The following is an 18,270-nucleotide window of genomic DNA, read 5'->3' on the forward strand; positions in this document are numbered from 1 at the left end:
GTAGGGTGGAGTCCTGACTCCACGCGGTACACCTGTTGATCATCCGCGCACTCAGGCCAAGCACGCGGCCTCACGCTCTTACGCTCTACAACAATTTATCCAGCGTAATCGGCAAGCTGCGAATCCGCTTGCCGGTCGCATGGAACACGGCATTCGCCACCGCCGCGGCCACGCCGGTGATGCCGATCTCTCCGATCCCTTTCGCGCCGAGCGGGTTGACGTGGGGATCGTCTTCTTCCATCACCTCGACCTCGATGCGGCCGATGTCGGCATTCACCGGCACATGGTATTCGGCCAGGTTGCCGTTCACGGCACGCCCGTTGCGCGCATCAAACACCGTTTCCTCGAACAGGGCCATGCCGAGGCCGCCGACAATACCGCCCATCAGCTGGCTGTGGCCGGTCTTCGCGTTCATCAGCTTGCCGACGCCATACACGCCGACCACGCGCGGCACCCGCACTTCTCCCAGCAGTTCGTCGACATGCACTTCGACGAATACCGCACCGAAGGCATGCATCGAATAGTGCTTGCTGGCGTCCCCCGGATCGGCGCCGGCCTCCACCTCGACCGGACCGCCCGCCTGGCGCGCCACGATCGCCGCCATCGTTTCCCGCTTCGACGGATCGGCGCGCAGGAACAGCTCGCCATCGCGGGCGTCGACCTCGTCGGCCAGCGCGCCGAACAGGGGGGAACGCTCGTCCCCCAGCGCAATCCCGACCAGTTTCAGACGCAGGGCGTGGCCTGCCGCCTGCACCGCCGGCCCGACGCTGGCCACCGTCGTCGAGCCGCCGGACACCGGCGCTTCCGGCAGCTGCGAATTGCCCAGCTCGAAACTGACGCGCTCGACCGGCACGCCCAGCGCATCGGCGGCGATCTGCGTCATGACGGTATAGGTGCCGGTGCCGAGGTCTTGCGTACTGGAGCGGAACACGGCCTTGCCGTCGGGATGCAGCGTGGCCGAGGCCTTGCCCTTGGAGCGATTGGTCGGATAAGTCGCCGTCGCCATGCCCCATCCAACCAGCTTGTCGCCTGCGCGCATCGAGCGCGGTTGCGGATTGCGCCCGCTCCAGCCGAAGCGCTCGGCACCGATGTCATAGCACTGGCGCAGCGATTTGCTGGAGAAGGGCAAATCCTTGCCGGGATCGCGCTCCGTGTAATTTTGCAGGCGCAGTTGCAGCGGGTCGATGCCGAGTTCGTAGGCCAGCTCGTCCATGGAGGATTCCAGCGCGAATGAGCCGGAGGCCTCGCCCGGCGCGCGCATGAAGGTCGGCGTGCCGAGATGCATGCGCGCCAGGCGGTGCGTCGTTTCCTGGTTCGGACTCGCGTACATCATGCGCGTCATCAGGCCGCAGGGTTCGATCCAGTCCTCGATCATCGAGGTGTAGGCAATCGTGTCGTGGGCACTCGCGGTGAGGCGCCCGTCCGACATCGCGGCCAGGCGCATGCGCTGGTCGGTGACGGGGCGCTGGCCCACCGGCCCGAACATGTGTGTGCGGTCGAGCACGAGCTTGACGGGACGATCCACCATCTTCGCCGCCATCGCGGCCAGCACCACGTGCGACCAGACCGAGCCCTTGCAGCCGAAGCCCCCGCCCACATACGGACACAGCACGGTCACGTTGTCCGGCGCGATGCCGAGTGTACTTGCCACCGTGCGCTGCACGCCCTTCATGTACTGGGTCGAGTCGTACAGGGTCAGGTGATCGCCGTCCCAGGCGGCGATCGTCGCATGCGGCTCGATCGGGTTGTGGTGCTCGACCGGCGTCCGGTAGCTGAGGTCGATGCTGGTGCTGCCCGATAACATGCCTGCCTGCAGGTTGCCGCGCCGGGTGTCGGTGTCCTGCGTAAGCACTTTTTCCGGCGGGTGGACATGCTGTTTCGCTTCCTCGAAATCGAGCCGCGCCGGTGATGTTTCGTACTCGATGCGCAGACGGCTGGCTGCCTCGCGCGCCGCCTCGAAGGTCTCGGCCACCACGACGGCAACGGGCTGGTTGTTGTAGTGGACCTCGGCATCCTGCAGCAGCGAGAGCACCCGCCCGATCGGCGGAGCTAGTTTGCCGGCTTTCGTTTCGCGCGGCAGTTGCAAGACGTTCTCGTGGGTCATGACCAGCAGCACGCCGGGCACCTCGGTGTCGAGGGCGATGCGCTTGATGCGTCCGCTCGGGATGGTGCTGGTCACGAGATAAGCGTGGGCCAGGCCGGCGACAGGGTGCTCGGCGGAATAACGCGCGCTGCCGCTGACCTTGGCCCAGCCGTCGGTGCGGTTGATGGGTGCGCCGATGATCGTCATGCGAGTCCTCCCGCCGTGCGCAGCGCCCGCAGGACCGCGCGCTGCGCCAGCTCGACCTTGAATGCATTATGTTGAAACGGCCGGGCGCCGGCCACGGCGGCGGCGGCGGCGCGTGTCAGGCCGTCCTCGTCCAATGCCCGGCCGCGCAGCGCCGCTTCCGCCTCGACGGCGCGCCAGGGTTTATGGGCGACGCCGCCCAGCACAAGGCGCAGGTCGCACACGACGCCGTCCTGCAGGTCGAGGGCGGCCGCCACCGACACCAGGGCAAAGGCATAACTGGCGCGGTCGCGCACTTTCAGGTAGTGCGAACGCGCGGCGAAGGGAGCAGGCGGCAGGTCGACCGCCGTGATCAATTCGCCCGGTGCGATCACGGTGTCGAACTGCGGCTGGTCTTCCGGGAGCCGATGAAAATCGGCGACCGGCACGCTGCGTTCGCCGCCGGGGCCGGCCAGGCGCACGCTGGCGTCCAGCGCCACCAGCGCGACCGCCATGTCGGACGGATGGGTGGCGATGCAGGCCGGGCTGGCGCCGAGGATGGCGTGGATGCGGTTGAAACCGTCGATCGCCGCGCAGCCGCTGCCCGGTTCGCGCTTGTTGCACTGTTTAAAGGCCGGATCGGTGAAGTAATAGCAGCGCGTGCGCTGCAGCAGGTTGCCGCCGACGGTCGCCATGTTGCGCAACTGGGCGGAGGCGCCGTTCAGGATCGCTTCCGACAGCACGCGGTAGGGTCCGCGCACCAGCGGGTGATTTGCGGCTGCCGTGTTGCTGGCCATCGCGCCGATACGCACACCCCCGTCGGGCAATGGTTCAATCGCGTTCAGCGCGATCCGGCTGACGTCGACCAGGCGCGTCGGCCGCTCGACCCCGCTTTTATACAAATCCAGCAGGTTCGTCCCGCCGCCGATGAATTTGCTGCCGGACATACTGCCCAGTTCGATGGCATGGGCGACGTCGCGCGCCCGTTCGTAGGAAATCGAATGCACGCTGCCTCCTTAGTTACCGTTAACGTCGGCGGCGGCGGTCTGGATCGCCGCCACGATGTTCTGGTAGGCACCGCAACGGCACAGGTTGCCGCTCATGCGCTCGCGGATCTCGTCGACGTCCAGGCTGGCCGGCCGTTCGCCGCGCGTCACGCTGCTCGCTTGCCCTTCGGCGATTTCGCGCAGCAGGGCGACGGTCGAGCAGATCTGGCCGGGCGTGCAATAGCCGCATTGAAAGCCGTCGTGCTCCATGAAGGCGGCCTGCACCGGATGCGGCGCGCCGTCCTGGGCGAGGCCTTCCACGGTCGTGATCTCGCGGCCGTCGTGCATCACGGCCAGGGTCAGGCAGGAATTGATGCGCTGGCCGTCGACCAGCACGGTGCAGGCGCCGCATTGGCCGCGGTCGCAGCCCTTCTTGGTGCCGGTCAGGGCGAGCCGCTCGCGCAGGGCGTCGAGCAGGCTGACGCGCGGTTCGATCATCATCTGGTGTTCGGTGCCGTTGATGCGCAGCGTCAGCGGCTGGGCCGGCACGTATGGGGGCGCCACCTGCTGCGCCACGAGGTTCGGGTCGTCGTTCGGCATGTTCTCGCTCGTCTGGATAGGATCAGCCATCGGGATGTCGTGTTCATCATGGCCGAATTCAAAAAAACGGGGAGTCCGGGAGAGCGCTGCTGCGGCACAGTTGCACGGCGAGAAAGCCGCGTTCTATACTGCCCACGGCGCGGCAACTGTCGCGCCGCAACCTGGACTCCATGCATGCGTAAAACTCATTTGTTCCCTGCACTGCTCGCTCCCCTGCTGCTCGCCGGCTGTGTCGACGACTCGGCCACCTATTACATCGACGGCAACCAGCACGCGCTGACCGTGCGCGCGATGCAGGAATACTTCTGGAACAAGGACATCACGCTCGACCTGCTCGCCTCGCGCATGCCCGATTGCCAGCGCCGCATTTCGCTGGGCAAGCTACCGATGCCGGACGTGGAGATCGAACTGTTTGCATCCGGCGCGAACGTCTATACCCTGCGCGCGGGCGAGCAGGTCTGGCGCGTCGAAACCGAAGGATGCAGCGAACTGGAAGCGCCGGAACAGGTGACGGGGGAACCGCTCGGCCTGTTCCACCTCGACGAGAACAGGAAGCTGGTGTTCGAGAAGGCGGAGCCGGAAGCCCCGAAAAAGTGATTTACCAGGAGCGCCTGACAAAATTCTCAGGGCAAGGCGCAGCGGCGAAGACAGTACGCTAGTACGGCGAGACGCTGCAACGCCGCCATGAGGATTTTGTCAGGTGCTACGGGCGCAGCCAGCCGCGCGCTATCGGGGCAGCCAGTACCCTGCGATAGATCGTCTGCATCATCGCTACCAGCGCAGCCGCAAGGGCCTGTCCGGCGCGGGTGTCGGCAAGGAGGGCGGCGAAGGCCGACACCACGAAGGCGGCAATCATGTCCAGCGGCCAGTGCACACCGAGGAAGACGCGCGCCCAGGCCACGACCACGCCCAGCGCCAGCAGGGCCAGGCCGAAACGGCGCACTTCGCGCAGCTGGCTCAGCATCAATGCCAGGGCCACCGAGAACATGCTGGTCGCGTGGTCGCTCGGGAAGGAACTGTCCGGCGCATGGTGCAGGAAGCTGTGTCCGATTCCGGCCATGAAGGGCCGCGGATGGAACCACATCAGGCCGATGAGTTTGCTGATCGTCAGCGCAATTACCGCCGCCAGCAGGGCGCGCACGGCCGCTTCGCGCTGGCCCGGCGCGCCATTGGCCCACATCAGCACCAGGCCAACAGGCACGACCATGATCACCCATTCGGCGGCGAAGATCGCCCCGTGCAGGCGCCAGCCCGACAGGCCGGGTGCGGCATTGAACAGGGCAAACAGGGACTGGTTGAGATAGTCGAACATGGCGCTGGGATGAAAGAAAAACAATGTCCCCAGCTTAGCTCAGCCATTCGAGGCGCACGATTCAAAATCGCAACAGATTGTGACAAGACGCCCGCGCAGGGGACGCAGGTTTAATAAAGATCAGTTCTCTCGCTCGCTGCGACGGAACTTTTTAGCTAAACCGTGGCACAAACGCGTCGGCGATCCGGTGTGAACATCGATGTCAGCGCGGCCGCAGCAGGCGATGCAATTGCGCCAGTTCCGTCTCCCGACCCAGCTTGTCGAGCGTCTGTTCGAGCAGCGTGCGTTCGCCGTCGCGCAGCATGGTCCACTGCGTGAAATACTCGTGCACGGTGCGCCAGGGCGGGAAGTCGCGCGGCAAGCTACGCCAGGCGGCCCCTGTATGCAGGAAATACAGCACCGCGCAGTAGACGTCGTAGAGATCGTGCTTGCGCGGACGCGTCTTGCGGCGCGCCGCCTCGAGCATGTCGCGCACGAGATCAAACTGCTCACGCCCAATATCGCTGGGGAATGCGGGCCTGGCCATGTCGGTCTCCCCAAATTAGCTTTGAGGGGAAAGTTCCGGAACAGGTTCCCGACAGTCGCCCTTAGTCGCGGGCCAGGGCGAGGAATTCTGTCCGCAGTGCCAGGTTCGGCTGCAACTCTCCGAGCATGCAGGACGTGATCGTTTCCTCGCCCTGGGTACGGATGCCGCGGCTTTCCATGCACATGTGACGGCATTTCACGACGACGCCGACCGCCTTCGGTTCCAGCACTTCCATCAGCGCATTCGCGATCTGCATCGTCATGCGTTCCTGCACCTGCAGGCGTTTGCTGAAGATGTCGACCAGGCGGGTCAGCTTCGACAGGCCGACGATTTTTCCATTCGGCAGATACCCGACGGTCGCCTTGCCGAAGAAGGGGGCAAGATGGTGCTCGCAATGGCTGTAGACGGGAATGCCGCGTACCACGATCAGCTCGTTGTACTGCTCGGCGCCATCCTCGAAGGCCTTCAATACGGACACCGGATCCTGGTCGTAGCCCGAGGTCCAGTGCTTCCAGGCTTTGGCGACGCGCGCAGGCGTTTCATGGAGGCCCGGACGGTTCGGATCTTCACCGAGGCTGGTCAGCAAACGGCGCCAGTCGTGTTCGGTGAATGCTTCTTTGTCAGACATGGGAGAACCCTAAAAATACGATTGCCGCCAGTATATAGAAAATGGGCGGAGGCGGCCGGGGCCTGCCGGTTTATTGAGCAAACCAGACTCATCCGCTATTGGGATGCGCTAGCGTGAACCGATACTTCACCCATGGAGGCGGCCTATGTTCGGGAGTTCTGTACTGGAACTGGCAATCGGTTTGACGTTTTGTTACGGCACGGTGGCGCTGATCGTGGCCACCGTGCAGGAAGCGCTGGCGGCCGCGTTCCGGCTGCGCGCCAACACCCTGCTCGCGGGCATCAAGAGCATGCTCAACGACCCGCGCTTCACCATGCTGGCGCAGATGGTCTATGCGCACCCGCTGGTCAACCCGCACAGCGACGGCAAGGCGCTTGACGAGCGCACGATGGCGGCCCGGCCATCCTACATTGAACCGGGCTATTTCGCGATCGCGCTGATCGACAGCATCCAGCAGGTGCCCGGCAATTTCGCGCGCCTGGGTGCCGATATCGACGCCGTGTCCGACCCGCAAGTGCGGCGCGCCCTGCAGGGTCTGTATGCGCGCGCAGGCGGCGACCTCGAGCGTTTCCAGCTGCTGGTGGCGGGCTGGTTCGACAATGCGATGCAGCGCCTGTCGGGCAACTATAAACGGCGCCAGCTGCTGATCTCGTTCCTGATCTCGCTGCTGCTGGCGATCCTGTTCAACATCGACAGCATCGCCCTGTTCCGCACCCTCTGGCAGCAGCCGCAGCTGGCTGCCCACATCACCGCGGCCCCGGCCGCGCTCGACGCCGAAACCCTGCGCCAGCTGTGGGCGCTGCCAATCGGCTGGCAGAGTTTCCCGCCCCTGCTGGACGCCGCATTCGCCCTGCAGGCGGCAGGCTGGCTAGTGACGGCCTCGACCACGCTGTTCGGCGCGCCGTTCTGGTTCGACCTGCTGCAGCGCGCGGCGCAATTGCGCAGCACGGGGACGCGTCCGGACGACAGCGTGCGGGTGCAGGTGGCGACCAGCGCCAGGGCGCCGGCGGCGGTCGAGGTGCGCACCACGCCAGCCCTGCTGAACGAGGTCTAGCAGCCCGGCGGCCGGTGCGCGTCCACCAGCACACTTGAAACCGAGATGTGCGGCACGCGCTCCGGCCATTCATCATTCGGGCCGAACCAGCGCGCCTCGGCGATTTCCGTCGGATCGACCCGGATCTCGCCGCCCGCGTAATCGGCGGTAAAAGCAATCATCAGCGAGTGCGGGAAGGGCCAGGACTGGCTGGCAAAATAGCGTAAATTCGTCACCTGCAGCCCGACTTCCTCGTACACCTCGCGGTGCACCGCTTCCTCGATCGACTCTCCCGCTTCCAGGAAACCGGCCAGCGGCGTAAACCGTTTGGCGGGCGAGGCCACGTGCATCGCCATCAGCACGCTGTCTCCCTTGCGGATCAACACCATCATCGCCGGCGAAATGCGCGGATAGGCAAGATGCCCGCAATTGCCGCATTTAAAACTGCGTTCGTGCGCCACGCGCGTCATCGGATGGGCGCAGGCGCCGCAGAAGCGGTGGGTGCGTGCCCATTCTGCGATCTGCGCCGCGCGCCCGGCCAGGCCCAGCATCGCCTCGTCGAAATCGGCGAACAGCGAGCGCAGGCTGCGCCACGCATATCCCTCCGGTACCTCTTCCCGTTCGATCCACCCTGCCTGGCAATAGCGCTCGCCCAACAATCCAACCGGCTGGATGTGGGCGGGATCGACGCCGAGCCGCTCGAGCAGCGCTGCATCGGGCAAGGCGAGGTCGTGCTCGCGCAGCAGGAGGCGTCCGCCGTGGAACAGGAAAGTCAGTGGGTCCGGATGGCTCTGCGGCGCCATCAGCGGGGTGAAGGTCGGGGGCGTGTGCAGCATCGTCGGTCGCGGGTCGGGTCGCAATAAAGTAGTGGACCATCATACTCCGACCGGCGCCGCCGCGTCCGCCGCATGCATCCCGACGTCCGACCTACTGCTGACCTTGCCATATTTCCTGAGACCGCAATATGGCCTTCAAGTTTCCGTTTTCTGCTGCTGGTCCGACCTGCATCAGCCGCGTACGGAAGCCCGAACTAAGCACTGCTCATCCTGCTCAAAGATGGACGAATCGGCCCCCGCCGCTGCGCCAAGGACAGGAGAAGACGATGAACGATGCACCCGTCGTGCTCGGCATTAACCGCACCCAGGATGCCAGCATCTGCCTGATGCACGGTTCGCAGCTGGTCTGGGCGATCCAGAAGGAAAGGCTGACCCGTTACAAGCACCACTGGGGCAAGCCGGGCGATGTGCTGCACCATTACCGGCCCGCCTTGCCGGGGCTCGAGCGACCGATCGAGGTGCTGGTCGAATGCTTTTCGTCGGATGCCGAGATCGATTCCCTGCCCGCCTACGAAGAAGAGCTGGCGTCCGCACTGACCCTCGCGCCCGGCTGCCGGCGCCTGCGCATCTCGCACCATCTCGCCCACCTGTACAGCGTGTTCCACCCGTCGCCGTTTCGCGAAGCGGCGGTGATGGTGGTCGACGGCCAGGGCAGTCCGGCGAGCGAATTCACCGAACACTGGAGCGGCGCGGCCGGGGTGCCCGGCGACTGGCGCGAAGTCTCCTCGTTTTATGCGGCGGACCGCGAACGCATCGCCTGCATCGGCAAGCAGCTGTGGAACCGCGACGACAGCCGCCTCGTCGGCCTCGGCATGTTTTATTTTTTACTGACCCAGGCGCTGTTTCCCGGCGAAGGCAACGAGGGCAAAGTGATGGGGCTGGCGCCGCATGGCGATGCGCTTTCACTCAAACTGCCGCCGCTGGAAGTCGACGGCTACCGGGTCACGATTCCCGCGCCCTGGCGCACGCTGCTGGCCGAACGCGCGCGTTTTCGCTACGGCGCGCCGGGCGTCAAATTTTCCGATTGCGCCAACCTGGCCGCGGCCGGCCAGCGCGCCTTCGAGGACGCCCTGCTGGCGCTGGCGCGCTGGCTGCACGCGCAAACGGGCCTGACTAAGCTGTGCTTTGCCGGCGGCACCGCCCTGAACTGCTCGGCCAACGAACGCCTGCTGCGCGAAACGCCTTTTGGAAATGTGTTCATCCCGCCGGCCCCGAGCGACGCCGGCACGGCGCTCGGCTGCGCCGTGTACGGGCTGACCGAACTGGCGGGCCTGCCCTGCGACTATCGCTGGCGCGACGACTACCTCGGCCCGCCGCCGCGGCAGGAAGAGATCGAGGCCGCGCTGGCCGACGTGCCCGACCTGCTGGTCGAACGCCTGCCCGGCCGCGACGCCCTGTGCGCGCGCATGCTCGACCTGCTGTGCGCGCAGAAGGTCGTGGCCCTGTTCCAGGGACGCAGCGAATTCGGCCCGCGCGCGCTCGGACACCGCAGCATCCTGGGCGACCCGCGCCGCGGTTCCATTCGCGACTGGATCAACGCCCGCGTGAAACAGCGCGAATGGTTCCGGCCGCTCGCACCGGTCGTGCTGGAAGAGCATGCGGACGCGTATTTCGACCTGGCCGGCCCGTCTCCCTTCATGCAGTTCGCCGCACCGGTGCGCCCCGAGCGTGCCAGCACGGTGCCGGCCATCACGCACGTGGACGGCACCGCGCGCCTGCAAACGGTTCCTTCGGAGGGCGCCCCGCTGCTGCGCACCCTGCTGTCCGGGTTTTACGCGCGCACCGGGGTGCCGGTCCTGCTCAACACCTCCTTCAACGGCAAGGACGAGCCGATCGTCGAAACACCGGGCCAGGCGCTGGCCTCGTTCCGGCGCATGCCGCTGCACGCGCTGGCGATGCCGCCCTACCTGGTGCGCAAGCGCATCGAACCGGAGCTGCCCGAATGATCCGCGCCTATCCCGCCCGCGCCAGCGTCCTGCCCGGCGAGCGCCTCGTGCTGCACGTGGCGACCGACAGCCGGCGCTTTCGCGTGCACTTCTATCGCTGGGGCGACGGCTTCGAAGCGCTGCACAGCTCGTCCTGGCAAGCCGGAGAAAGAGCGCATGAGAGAAGCGCCGGCGACGACTGGGGCTGGCCGGCCTACGAATTCCCGGTGCCGGCCCACTGGCCCTCGGCGGTCTACATCGCCCACCTCGAGGAAGCCGACCGTCAGCTGCCGCTCTCTCTTGCCCTCGAATCGGCGGCGGCGCTGTTCGTCGTGCGCGGCCGGCGCCAGGGCGGCATGCTGTATAAACTGCCGCTGGCCACCTACCACGCCTACAACTTCAGCGGCAACGGCTGTTACTACGCCAATCCGCCGCGCTCGCTCGACCCGCCCGGCGCCCGCGTGTCCCTGCGACGGCCCGGCGGCGGCATCGGCGGACCGACCTGGGGCGCGCCCGACCACTACGACGCCAGCTCGCAGCGCCAGACCTTCGCCCACTGGGACGCGCGCTTCATCCGCTGGCTCACGCGCCGCGGCTATACCCCGGAGTTCTGCACCGACCTCGACCTCCATGCGGACCCGCAACTGGCGCTGCGCTACCGGCTGCTGGTTGCGGCCGGGCACGACGAATACTGGACCGAGGCCACGCGCGACGCGGTCGAGGATTTTATTGCCGCCGGCGGCAACGTGGCCTGGTTCGCCGCCAACCTGTGCTGGTGGCGCGTGCACCTGGTCGACGGCGACCGGGCCCTGGTCTGCCACCAGGGCGGGCCGCGCGGCGCCTACGACCACTGGTGGCCCGCCAGCGGCGCCGGCCGGCCCGAGGACTGGCTCGGCGGCGTCAGCTATCGCCACGGCGGCGGGTGGTGGGACGGCGCACGCGAGACGACCGGCTTCATCGTCCAGCGGCCGGAACACTGGGTCTTCGCAGGCACCGGCCTGGCGCGCGCGAAGCCTTTGGCGCCGATACCTGGCCGCCCCTGGCCGGCTACGAATGCGACGGCGCACCGCTCGACAGCTTCGATCGCGCCAGCGGCAAGGCCACGCTCTCGGCCTGGGCCGACGACGGCGGCACGCCCGCCGGCTACCAGTTGCTGGCCGCCTGCCCGCTCGACCGCCGCTGGCAGGAATTGCCGCCGCGCGAACGCCATGCGGCTGGCGAAGGCATCCATGCGGCGACGCTCGGCCTGTACCAGCGCGGCGGCACCGTGTTCTCGGCCGGCACCACCGACTGGGCGCAAGTGCTGGCCGACGGGCGCGATGGCAAGGTCGAGCGCATCACCCGCAACGTCCTCGACCGCCTGCTGCTGCATTGACCTTGTACGGCCGGCGCCGCCCTCGCTCATCTCTATCCTGTTTTTCACCAACGGAGGAAACAGTGTCCCGGCGTCCGCTCCTTCACCAACTCGAGATCGCATCCGTCGTCGTGTTTCGCGCGCTGCACCTGGGCGACATGCTGTGCGCCGTGCCGGCCCTGCGCGCATTGCGCGCCGCGCTGCCGAAGGCCCACATCACCCTCGTCGGCCTGCCCTGGGCGCGCCAGTTCGCGCGCCGCTTCCACCACTACATCGACGACTTCGTGCCCTTCCCCGGCCATCCGCTGCTGCCCGAGCAGGAGGTAAGCCACGAAGAGCTGACTGCCTTCTATGCGGGCCTGGGCGCACGCCGCTTCTCGCTGGCGCTGCAATTGCACGGCAACGGCGCCGTCACCAACGACATCGTGGCCGGCTTCAGTGCCGGGGCGATGGCCGGCTACTGCGCGGGCGAGGGCGTCGCGACCGAGCATACGGTCCTGTTCCCGTATCCGGGAGTCGGGGCCGAGCCGGACCGCCTGCTGAGCCTGCTCGAGCGCCTCGGCGCCTGCGCGGCCGGAGACTACCTCGAATTCCCGGTTGCGCAGGAAGACCGGCAGGAGCTCGAGGCCAGCGGCATTGCCGCCGGCCTCGTCCCCGGCAATTACATCTGCGTGCACCCGGGCGCGCGCAAGCGCGACAAATGCTGGCCGCCGCAACGGTTCGCGGAAGTGGCCGATCGCCTCGCGGCCGAGTTCGGCGTCGGCGTCGTGCTGACCGGATCGGGCGAGGAGGCCGACCTGGCCGCCGAAGTCGCCCGTCACATGCAGGCGCGCGCCATCAACGCCGCCGCACCGATTTCGATCGGCGCCATGGCGGCCCTGATGAAAAATGCCCGCCTGCTGGTCTGCAACGACACGGGTGTGTCGCACATCGCCGCCGGCCTGCGCCTGAAAAGCGTGGTCATCTTCAGCAAGGCCGACATCGCACGCTGGGCGCCGCTCGACCGCGACCGCCACCGCTGCATCTGGGACCCGGACGCGCAGCGCTCGGCGGCCGTCCTGCAGCACGCCCGCGCCCTGCTCGCGGGGACCGACGCGAACCGGCAACGGCGCGCGGGAATGTGGCCTTACTGGTAGAGCCTGCGTAGGGGACCTTGCGCCCAATGGGCCCGATGACGGGTGCGCCGGGCGGCTCCACCGGATGTTCGATCATTGCTCATGCCGGCGCCGCCCACGCCCCGCTAGCGCGCCGCCACCGAACCCAGCACCTCCTGCGCCATCCTTATCACCTGTTCGACCGGCACGTCGGCCACGAAACTGGCCGCATGACTGCAGCGCTGACGCAGGTTCGGCAGGCCGCAGACGGGACAGTCCTGGCGCAGCGACAGGGCGGCGCGCAGTAGTGAAGGGCGCAGCGGCGCGCCGTCGATCAGGTTCGTCAGCCAGAAGATGCCGACGCAGGGCGTCCCGATCGCCAGCGCCAGGTGCAGTGGGCCGGTGTCGTTCGAGACGACGCAGGCCGCGCGCTCGATCAGCCCGCACAAGCCACCCAGGTCGAGCTTGCCGGACAGGTCGATCGCAGGCGCCTGCATCGCCCGCACCACGCGCCGTACCAGCGGCGCTTCGGCCTCGCTGCCATTCACCGCGATGCGCGCACCCGTGGCGGCGAGCGCATCGCCGACCGCGGCGAACGAGGCTGCCGGCCAGCAGCGGCGCGGATCGCTGGCGCCGGGCTGCAGCAGCACCAATGGCCCTCCGGATGAGGCAGCGGCGCTGCCGGGCGCCGCAGGCCCTGCCCCGTTCGCCGCCGGCGTCCTTACCCGCGACAATACGGCCGCGGCGGCCTGCCGATCCGCTGCCGTGGGCGTCAGTTCCTGCTCCAGCGACACTTGCCCCGCCCCGGCCAGGGCCGCGACTTCGAGCAGCGCCAGGCGCCGGTTCGCGGGTTCCATATACGGCAGCCACCTGTCCAGCGGCGGCGCCCCGTCGGCGCGTCCCCCCACCGTCAGGCGCGCGCCGAAGGCGGCAAGCAGCGGATTCGAATACCTGCCGCCACCGTACATCTGGCAGGCGATATCGAAGCCTTCAGCGCGCATCTCCTCGACAAAGGATCGCCGCGCCGGTCCGTCATCGGCGTCCGGCGCCAGGCCGACGCCGGCCAGCGGCGGCACGACCACGACCCGGTCGACCGGCCCCGGCCGTTCACGCAGGAACTCGGCATGCCAGGGCAGCCCGAGCAGCACCAGCTCGGCATCCGGATAGGCACGTTGGAGGGCGTGCAGGGCGGGCAGCGCGAACACGAAATCGCCGACTGCATTCGGCCGCAGGACCGCGATCTTGCGGACGTTCGCCAAGCGCCCTGCACCGGTCTGCGCCGTCATCACGCCACCCTCGCACGCAAGGCTGCGCCTGGCACCTTCATGCAGTCCCCGGTGCGCCGGATGCCGGCATGTCGCGCCCTTCGTCCCTGAACAACACATACGGCGCATCGACCTCGCGCGCCGTCACCGTCGTCGACAGCTCCATGTGGTAGGCGCCGGAGGGAAGCAGGCCGCAGCCGCCGTAGCGCTCCATCACGCGCAGCTGGGCCAGCACATCTTCCCCGCAGTGCTCGCGCGGTAGATCTCTCCAGAAATCGAAGCCGCCGCAGGCGCGCAGTTTATGCGTGTCGAACAGCACGCAGCCGCCGATCCAGGCCACCCGGTACAGCCGGTCGGTGCGCCCTGCCTCGCGCGACTGCAGGTGAAACAGGTTGGCCGCGCTGTGCAGGTGATGCCGGGCCCACGCGGCGCTGCCGGGCCGCACCGTCTCCGGCTGCACGGGGCCGTCCCAGAATGCGATCTGCTCCTGCGCCGGACGCTCCTGTCCCAAATAGCTCAGCCCGTGCACGGCGCTGCCGACGAAGCCGCAGCCCTGCGCGACGAGCGCCGCGTGCAGGCGCGCGACCAGGCCGGGCTCGAGGATGACGTCGTCGTCGAGAAACAGGCAATACGGCGCGACCGCCCGGGCCAGCAGGAAGGCGCGCTGCTCGGCCATGCCGCGCCGCGGCAGATGGCGTTCGACGGCGACCTCGACGCCGCGCGCCAGCAGGTAGCGCAGGACCGCCAGCACTTCCGGCGCTTCCAGGGGAAGCAGGCGTTCGGACTGGTCGGAGACAAGGATGCGCAGCGGCGGCCCCGCCCGCGCCGCCAGCGCCGTCAGCGCGACGGCCAGCGCAGCCGGCCGCTCGCAGGTCGGAATCAGGACGTCGACGACAGGGGTCATGGCGCGCCCGGCCCCGGCGCGCCGGCGCTGCGCGCCTGGCCGTACAGATACGGATTCAGGGCCGGGTCGTTGTACATCTTGAATTGGCGGTACACCTTGAAGTAGGCGTGTCCCTCGCGCGCCTCGAACAGCAGGCGGTCGAGGCAGCCGGAGAGGTCGGCACGCTGGCCGATGAGGCGCTGCAGGCGCGCCGTGCAGGCTGCGACGTGGGCGCCATCCGCATCGCTGCGCTCGGTCTGGGCGCGCATGTGATGGATCTTCAGCGCGAGGATCGAGAGCCGGTCGATCATGGTGCCTGCGGTCTCGCTCGACAGGCGCGCGTCGGGCGCCGGCGTGATCTCGGCCAGGCTGGCGAGAATCGCCTCGTCGATGGCCTCGACCGCGTCGTTGCGCTGCTGGTTGTAGCTGTCGATGCGGCGCTTGCCGTCAGCGATGTCGGCGGCCGGCACATCCTGGCGCCGGGCTTTGTCTTCTTCGCGCCACAGCAAACAATTAAATCGGTGGTTCGCGGCGATCGCAATCCAGGCGCCGGGACCGCTGCCGGGATGGTCGCTCTGCCCCTGGGCGAGGCGCAAAACCGCATCGTGATACTGGGTGATCGTGCCCCCATCGAGTCCATGTGCCATCGCCGCCTCCGCTGGGTGATCTCATCCGTAAACTGGTCCTTGAGCTCAGGTTTGGAGGTGATAAGGGGCTTGAAAGTTCGGTGGGGTTCGGGTGTACACTTTATGAAAGCGCAAAACAAACAGCAGTCCCCTCCACCACCAGGTTTCACCCATATCATGCGCAGCTTTGAGACCCCGAGCACGCCCCATCCGCGTCCGCAGATGGTGCGCCAGCAGTGGGCCAGCCTCGACGGCTGGTGGGAGTTCGCCTTCGACGACGCCAACGCCGGCTTGTCCGAGCGCTGGTTCGACGGCCGCGAACTGCCCCAGCGGATCCTGGTCCCTTTCCCCTACCAATCCACGACGTCCGGCATCGGCAGCCGCGAGATCCACGAAGTCATGTGGTACACCCGCAGCGTCGAGATCCCCGAGGGCTGGGGCAGCGGCGCGCTGCTGCTCCACTTCGGCGCCGTCGACTACCGGGCCGACGTCTGGGTCAACGGCCGCGTGGCGGGCCGCAACCGCGGCGGCCACGTGCCGTTCAACTTCGACATCGCGCCCTACCTGCGGCCCGGCAGCAACCGGATCACGGTGCGCGTCGAGGACCGCCAGGACCCATACCAGCCGCGCGGCAAGCAATCCGCGTCCGGCACGCCGGTGCGCATCTATTACTACTGCACCAGCGGGATCTGGCAGAACGTCTGGCTCGAACCGGTACCGGCCCTGCGCATCGACCACCTGCGCATCACCGAGGCGCGGCCGGACGGCGCGCTGGCGCTGAACGTGCACCTGCACGCCCCGTCGGCCGACTGGCAAGCCGAACTCGAGGTGTTATCAGGCCTCGACTCGGAGCAGGTCTGCGCCCGGGCCAGCATCGCCAGCAGCAGCGCCTGCATCGAGCTGCGCGTCCAGGTTCCCGATCCGCGGCCATGGTCGCCGAACGACCCGCACCTGTATAAACTGCGGGTGCGGCTGCTGCGGCGGGGCGAATTCGTCGACAGCGTCGAGTCGTATGTCGGCCTGCGCTCGATCGAACTGAAAGATGGCTGGTTCCACCTGAACGGCCAGCGCATTTTCCTGCTGATGGCGCTCGACCAGGGCTATTGGCCCGACACGCTGCTGGCCGCGCCGAACGACGACGCCTTGCGCGAAGACGTCCTGTGGGCCAAGCGCTTCGGCTTCAACGGCGTGCGCAAGCACCAGAAGATCGAGCACGAGCGCTGGCTGTACTGGTGCGACCGGCTCGGCCTGATGGTCTGGGAAGAAATGCCGAATGCGCGCTCGTGGTCGGAGGAGTCGGAAGAGCGGCTCGAGATCGAGTGGCTGCGCGCCGTGATGCGCGACGCGAACCACCCGTCGATCGTGGCCTGGGTGCCGGTGGTCGAAAGCTTCGGATTCCCGGAACTCGTGCGCCATCCGCACCAGCACGATTTCCTGGAGCGGATGGTGGCGCGCACGCGGCTGGTCGACGCCACGCGGCCCGTGATCGACAACGACGGCTGGCAGCACACCGACATGACCGACGTCTGCACGATCCACGACTATTCGCACCCGGTCGAGGCGCTGCTGGAACGCTATGCCAGCACGCGACTGTCCGGCCTGCCGCCGGACACCGGCTGGCACAAAGGTAAAGCCCTGTTCCTGCAGGGCGCGCAATACCGCGGCCAGCCGATCGTGTTCTCCGAAGTCGGCGGCTACCTGCTGGCGCCCGAGCAGACCGAACGGCGGCGCGACCGCCTGTACGACCACTACGGCAACGTACGCAACGAGGACGAGCTCGCGCAGCGCTACCGCACGCTCATGGAAGGCCTTGCTTCCCTGCCCTTCCTCGCCGGCTTGTGCTACACCCAATTGACCGACGTCGAGCACGAGCAAAACGGCTTGTTGACGGCCGACCGCGTGCCGCGCCTACCGCCGGAACAGGTCGCCGACCTGCATCGCACGCTCTGGCCGAACGCCTGAAGACCTGACAGGGCCGCCGCTGCCGGCCGGGTCCGTGGACCCGGCCGGCCCCGTTTTCGACAATTTCATCAAATTCTCTTCTCAAAACATTGCAAATCGTCCAGAATAAGCTGCCAATCCTCAGAAATGGAGCTTATGGACAAGATCTCGTCACTGGTCGGCCGCTACTCGTTTCGTGCCCGCGTGTTTTTCAACGGGGTCTTCTGCGATTCGAATGCGTTTGCCGAAGACAAATTGGCCGGACAGCTGCACCTGGTACGCAGCGGTCCGGTGACCTTCCGCCAGCAGGACGCCGCGGCGCTGCACGTGAACGAACCGGCGATGGTGTTTTATCCGCACGGCACGGCCCACGTGCTGGAGATTCCGGAAGGCGCCAGCGCCACCTTGCTGTGCGCCCATATCAGCTTTGAAGACGGCGGCGCCAATCCGCTGGCGCGCGCCCTGCCCGCCTGCCTGTATTTGCCCCTGGCCGGCATGCCGGCGCTCGGCCACACGCTCGAATTATTGTTTTCCGAAGCAGCGGCGAAGGGGCAAGGGAGCGACGTCATCCTCGACCGCCTGTGCGACGTGCTGATGATCCAGGTGCTGCGCCACGAATTCGAAACCGGGACCTTGTCGATCGGCTTGCTGGCGGGCCTGGCCGACCGCCAGCTGGCGCCGGCGCTGGGCGCGATCCACGCGCGTCCGAACGAACCCTGGCAGCTGGAATCGCTGGCGCGCGAAGCCTGCATGTCGCGCGCGCGGTTCACGGAACACTTCCGGAATGTGGTCGGCATGCCGCCGGGGGAATACCTGACGCGCTGGCGCATCGGGATGGCGCAAGACCTGCTGCGCAAGGGGATGCCCGTCAAAGTAGTCAGCAGCCAGGCTGGCTACACGAGTGCGCCCGCTTTTACGCGGGCGTTCACGGCATTGGTGGGGGTGTCGCCACGACAGTGGCTGAAAGAAGCTGCGCCGGCCTGAAACCGGCGCGC

Annotated in this window: 16 protein-coding genes and 2 pseudogenes; 8 read left to right on the plus strand and 10 right to left on the minus strand. The window is 67.4% G+C overall.

Annotated elements, in window-relative coordinates; translation table 11 throughout:
• Positions 1-85 precede the first annotated feature (85 nt).
• Genes LPB04_RS04855 through LPB04_RS04865 form a run of 3 tightly spaced genes read right to left on the minus strand, consistent with a single transcriptional unit; the run spans position 86 to position 3,882 of the window.
• A complete protein-coding gene (locus LPB04_RS04855) occupies positions 86-2,290 on the minus strand; it encodes a xanthine dehydrogenase family protein molybdopterin-binding subunit (protein ID WP_193687617.1) in 2,205 nt (734 codons plus the stop codon).
• The gene (locus LPB04_RS04860; protein ID WP_193687618.1) at positions 2,287-3,273 is read right to left on the minus strand and encodes an FAD binding domain-containing protein; all 987 of its coding nucleotides are present in this window, start codon (positions 3,271-3,273) and stop codon (positions 2,287-2,289) included. Before LPB04_RS04860 ends, LPB04_RS04855 begins: the two co-directional genes overlap by 4 nt.
• Positions 3,274-3,282: 9 nt before the next feature.
• On the minus strand, positions 3,283-3,882 hold the full coding sequence (locus tag LPB04_RS04865; RefSeq protein ID WP_193687619.1) for a (2Fe-2S)-binding protein: 600 nt from the start codon (positions 3,880-3,882) through the stop codon (positions 3,283-3,285).
• 144 nt (positions 3,883-4,026) lie between these two features.
• On the opposite strand from LPB04_RS04865, the gene LPB04_RS04870 reads away from it, so the two are divergent.
• The gene (locus tag LPB04_RS04870; protein WP_227496617.1) at positions 4,027-4,449 is read left to right on the plus strand and encodes a hypothetical protein; all 423 of its coding nucleotides are present in this window, start codon (positions 4,027-4,029) and stop codon (positions 4,447-4,449) included.
• Between the two features lie 106 nt (positions 4,450-4,555).
• On the opposite strand, the gene LPB04_RS04875 is transcribed toward LPB04_RS04870, so the two are convergent.
• The 3 genes and pseudogenes from LPB04_RS04875 to folE form a co-directional block, all read right to left on the minus strand.
• Positions 4,556-5,164, minus strand: a complete 609-nt coding sequence (locus tag LPB04_RS04875) for a phosphatase PAP2 family protein (RefSeq protein ID WP_193687620.1) — start codon at positions 5,162-5,164, stop codon at positions 4,556-4,558.
• Between the two features lie 250 nt (positions 5,165-5,414).
• Positions 5,415-5,690: pseudogene (locus tag LPB04_RS04880) on the minus strand (transposase); the annotation flags it as partial.
• A gap of 61 nt (positions 5,691-5,751) precedes the next feature.
• Positions 5,752-6,318, minus strand: coding sequence for a GTP cyclohydrolase I FolE (gene folE, locus LPB04_RS04885; protein WP_193687622.1), 567 nt, complete (start codon positions 6,316-6,318; stop codon positions 5,752-5,754).
• A gap of 145 nt (positions 6,319-6,463) precedes the next feature.
• On the opposite strand from folE, the gene LPB04_RS04890 reads away from it, so the two are divergent.
• Positions 6,464-7,372 (plus strand): hypothetical protein, encoded by a 909-nt coding sequence (locus tag LPB04_RS04890; protein WP_227496618.1) that lies wholly within the window; start codon positions 6,464-6,466, stop codon positions 7,370-7,372.
• Here LPB04_RS04890 and nudC read toward each other — a convergent pair.
• Positions 7,369-8,187, minus strand: coding sequence for an NAD(+) diphosphatase (nudC, locus tag LPB04_RS04895; protein WP_193687623.1), 819 nt, complete (start codon positions 8,185-8,187; stop codon positions 7,369-7,371). The two genes, LPB04_RS04890 and nudC, sit on opposite strands and share 4 nt — an antisense overlap.
• A 266-nt stretch (positions 8,188-8,453) precedes the next feature.
• Here nudC and LPB04_RS04900 point away from each other — a divergent pair, with 266 nt between their 5' ends.
• From LPB04_RS04900 to LPB04_RS04910, 4 genes and pseudogenes are all read left to right on the plus strand, one after another.
• Complete coding sequence (locus tag LPB04_RS04900) at positions 8,454-10,133, plus strand: carbamoyltransferase family protein (protein WP_193687624.1); 1,680 nt, start codon at positions 8,454-8,456, stop codon at positions 10,131-10,133.
• Positions 10,130-11,062, plus strand: a pseudogene (locus LPB04_RS24340) (N,N-dimethylformamidase beta subunit family domain-containing protein); the annotation flags it as partial. The gene LPB04_RS04900 and the pseudogene LPB04_RS24340, both read left to right, overlap by 4 nt.
• A complete protein-coding gene (locus tag LPB04_RS23965; protein WP_227496619.1) occupies positions 11,038-11,487 on the plus strand; it encodes a N,N-dimethylformamidase beta subunit family domain-containing protein in 450 nt (149 codons plus the stop codon). The pseudogene LPB04_RS24340 and the gene LPB04_RS23965, both read left to right, overlap by 25 nt.
• Positions 11,488-11,549: 62 nt before the next feature.
• The gene (locus LPB04_RS04910) at positions 11,550-12,602 is read left to right on the plus strand and encodes a glycosyltransferase family 9 protein (protein ID WP_227496620.1); all 1,053 of its coding nucleotides are present in this window, start codon (positions 11,550-11,552) and stop codon (positions 12,600-12,602) included.
• 104 nt (positions 12,603-12,706) lie between these two features.
• Here the strand turns inward: LPB04_RS04910 and LPB04_RS04915 are convergent, their stop codons facing one another.
• From LPB04_RS04915 to LPB04_RS23975, 3 genes are read right to left on the minus strand one after another with little or no spacing between them, the layout of a single operon-like run.
• A complete protein-coding gene (locus tag LPB04_RS04915) occupies positions 12,707-13,846 on the minus strand; it encodes a glycosyltransferase family 9 protein (RefSeq protein ID WP_193687625.1) in 1,140 nt (379 codons plus the stop codon).
• A 37-nt stretch (positions 13,847-13,883) separates the two neighbouring features.
• On the minus strand, positions 13,884-14,729 hold the full coding sequence (locus LPB04_RS23970; RefSeq protein WP_227496621.1) for a glycosyltransferase family 2 protein: 846 nt from the start codon (positions 14,727-14,729) through the stop codon (positions 13,884-13,886).
• Positions 14,726-15,355 (minus strand): DUF4254 domain-containing protein, encoded by a 630-nt coding sequence (locus tag LPB04_RS23975; RefSeq protein ID WP_227496622.1) that lies wholly within the window; start codon positions 15,353-15,355, stop codon positions 14,726-14,728. Before LPB04_RS23975 ends, LPB04_RS23970 begins: the two co-directional genes overlap by 4 nt.
• Positions 15,356-15,511: 156 nt before the next feature.
• Between LPB04_RS23975 and LPB04_RS04925 the strand changes: the two genes are divergently transcribed.
• Both LPB04_RS04925 and LPB04_RS04930 read left to right on the plus strand, forming a co-directional pair.
• The gene (locus LPB04_RS04925; protein WP_193687626.1) at positions 15,512-17,296 is read left to right on the plus strand and encodes a glycoside hydrolase family 2 protein; all 1,785 of its coding nucleotides are present in this window, start codon (positions 15,512-15,514) and stop codon (positions 17,294-17,296) included.
• Between the two features lie 135 nt (positions 17,297-17,431).
• The gene (locus LPB04_RS04930; RefSeq protein WP_193687627.1) at positions 17,432-18,259 is read left to right on the plus strand and encodes an AraC family transcriptional regulator; all 828 of its coding nucleotides are present in this window, start codon (positions 17,432-17,434) and stop codon (positions 18,257-18,259) included.
• Positions 18,260-18,270 lie beyond the last annotated feature (11 nt).

Source organism: Massilia litorea, assembly GCF_015101885.1.
GTDB lineage: Bacteria > Pseudomonadota > Gammaproteobacteria > Burkholderiales > Burkholderiaceae_D > Telluria > Telluria litorea.

Bases quoted from the DNA above. Each gene is read 5' to 3' on its own strand.
- LPB04_RS04855 (WP_193687617.1), bottom strand. From the start codon at position 2,290: ATGACGATCATCGGCGCACCCATCAACCGCACCGACGGCTGGGCCAAG.
- LPB04_RS04865 (WP_193687619.1), bottom strand. From the start codon at position 3,882: ATGGCTGATCCTATCCAGACGAGCGAGAACATGCCGAACGACGACCCG.
- LPB04_RS04870 (WP_227496617.1), top strand. From the start codon at position 4,027: ATGCGTAAAACTCATTTGTTCCCTGCACTGCTCGCTCCCCTGCTGCTC.
- LPB04_RS04875 (WP_193687620.1), bottom strand. From the start codon at position 5,164: ATGTTCGACTATCTCAACCAGTCCCTGTTTGCCCTGTTCAATGCCGCA.
- folE (WP_193687622.1), bottom strand. From the start codon at position 6,318: ATGTCTGACAAAGAAGCATTCACCGAACACGACTGGCGCCGTTTGCTG.
- LPB04_RS04890 (WP_227496618.1), top strand. From the start codon at position 6,464: ATGTTCGGGAGTTCTGTACTGGAACTGGCAATCGGTTTGACGTTTTGT.
- nudC (WP_193687623.1), bottom strand. From the start codon at position 8,187: ATGCTGCACACGCCCCCGACCTTCACCCCGCTGATGGCGCCGCAGAGC.
- LPB04_RS04900 (WP_193687624.1), top strand. From the start codon at position 8,454: ATGAACGATGCACCCGTCGTGCTCGGCATTAACCGCACCCAGGATGCC.
- LPB04_RS04915 (WP_193687625.1), bottom strand. From the start codon at position 13,846: ATGACGGCGCAGACCGGTGCAGGGCGCTTGGCGAACGTCCGCAAGATC.
- LPB04_RS23970 (WP_227496621.1), bottom strand. From the start codon at position 14,729: ATGACCCCTGTCGTCGACGTCCTGATTCCGACCTGCGAGCGGCCGGCT.
- LPB04_RS23975 (WP_227496622.1), bottom strand. From the start codon at position 15,355: ATGGCACATGGACTCGATGGGGGCACGATCACCCAGTATCACGATGCG.
- LPB04_RS04925 (WP_193687626.1), top strand. From the start codon at position 15,512: ATGCGCAGCTTTGAGACCCCGAGCACGCCCCATCCGCGTCCGCAGATG.
- LPB04_RS04930 (WP_193687627.1), top strand. From the start codon at position 17,432: ATGGACAAGATCTCGTCACTGGTCGGCCGCTACTCGTTTCGTGCCCGC.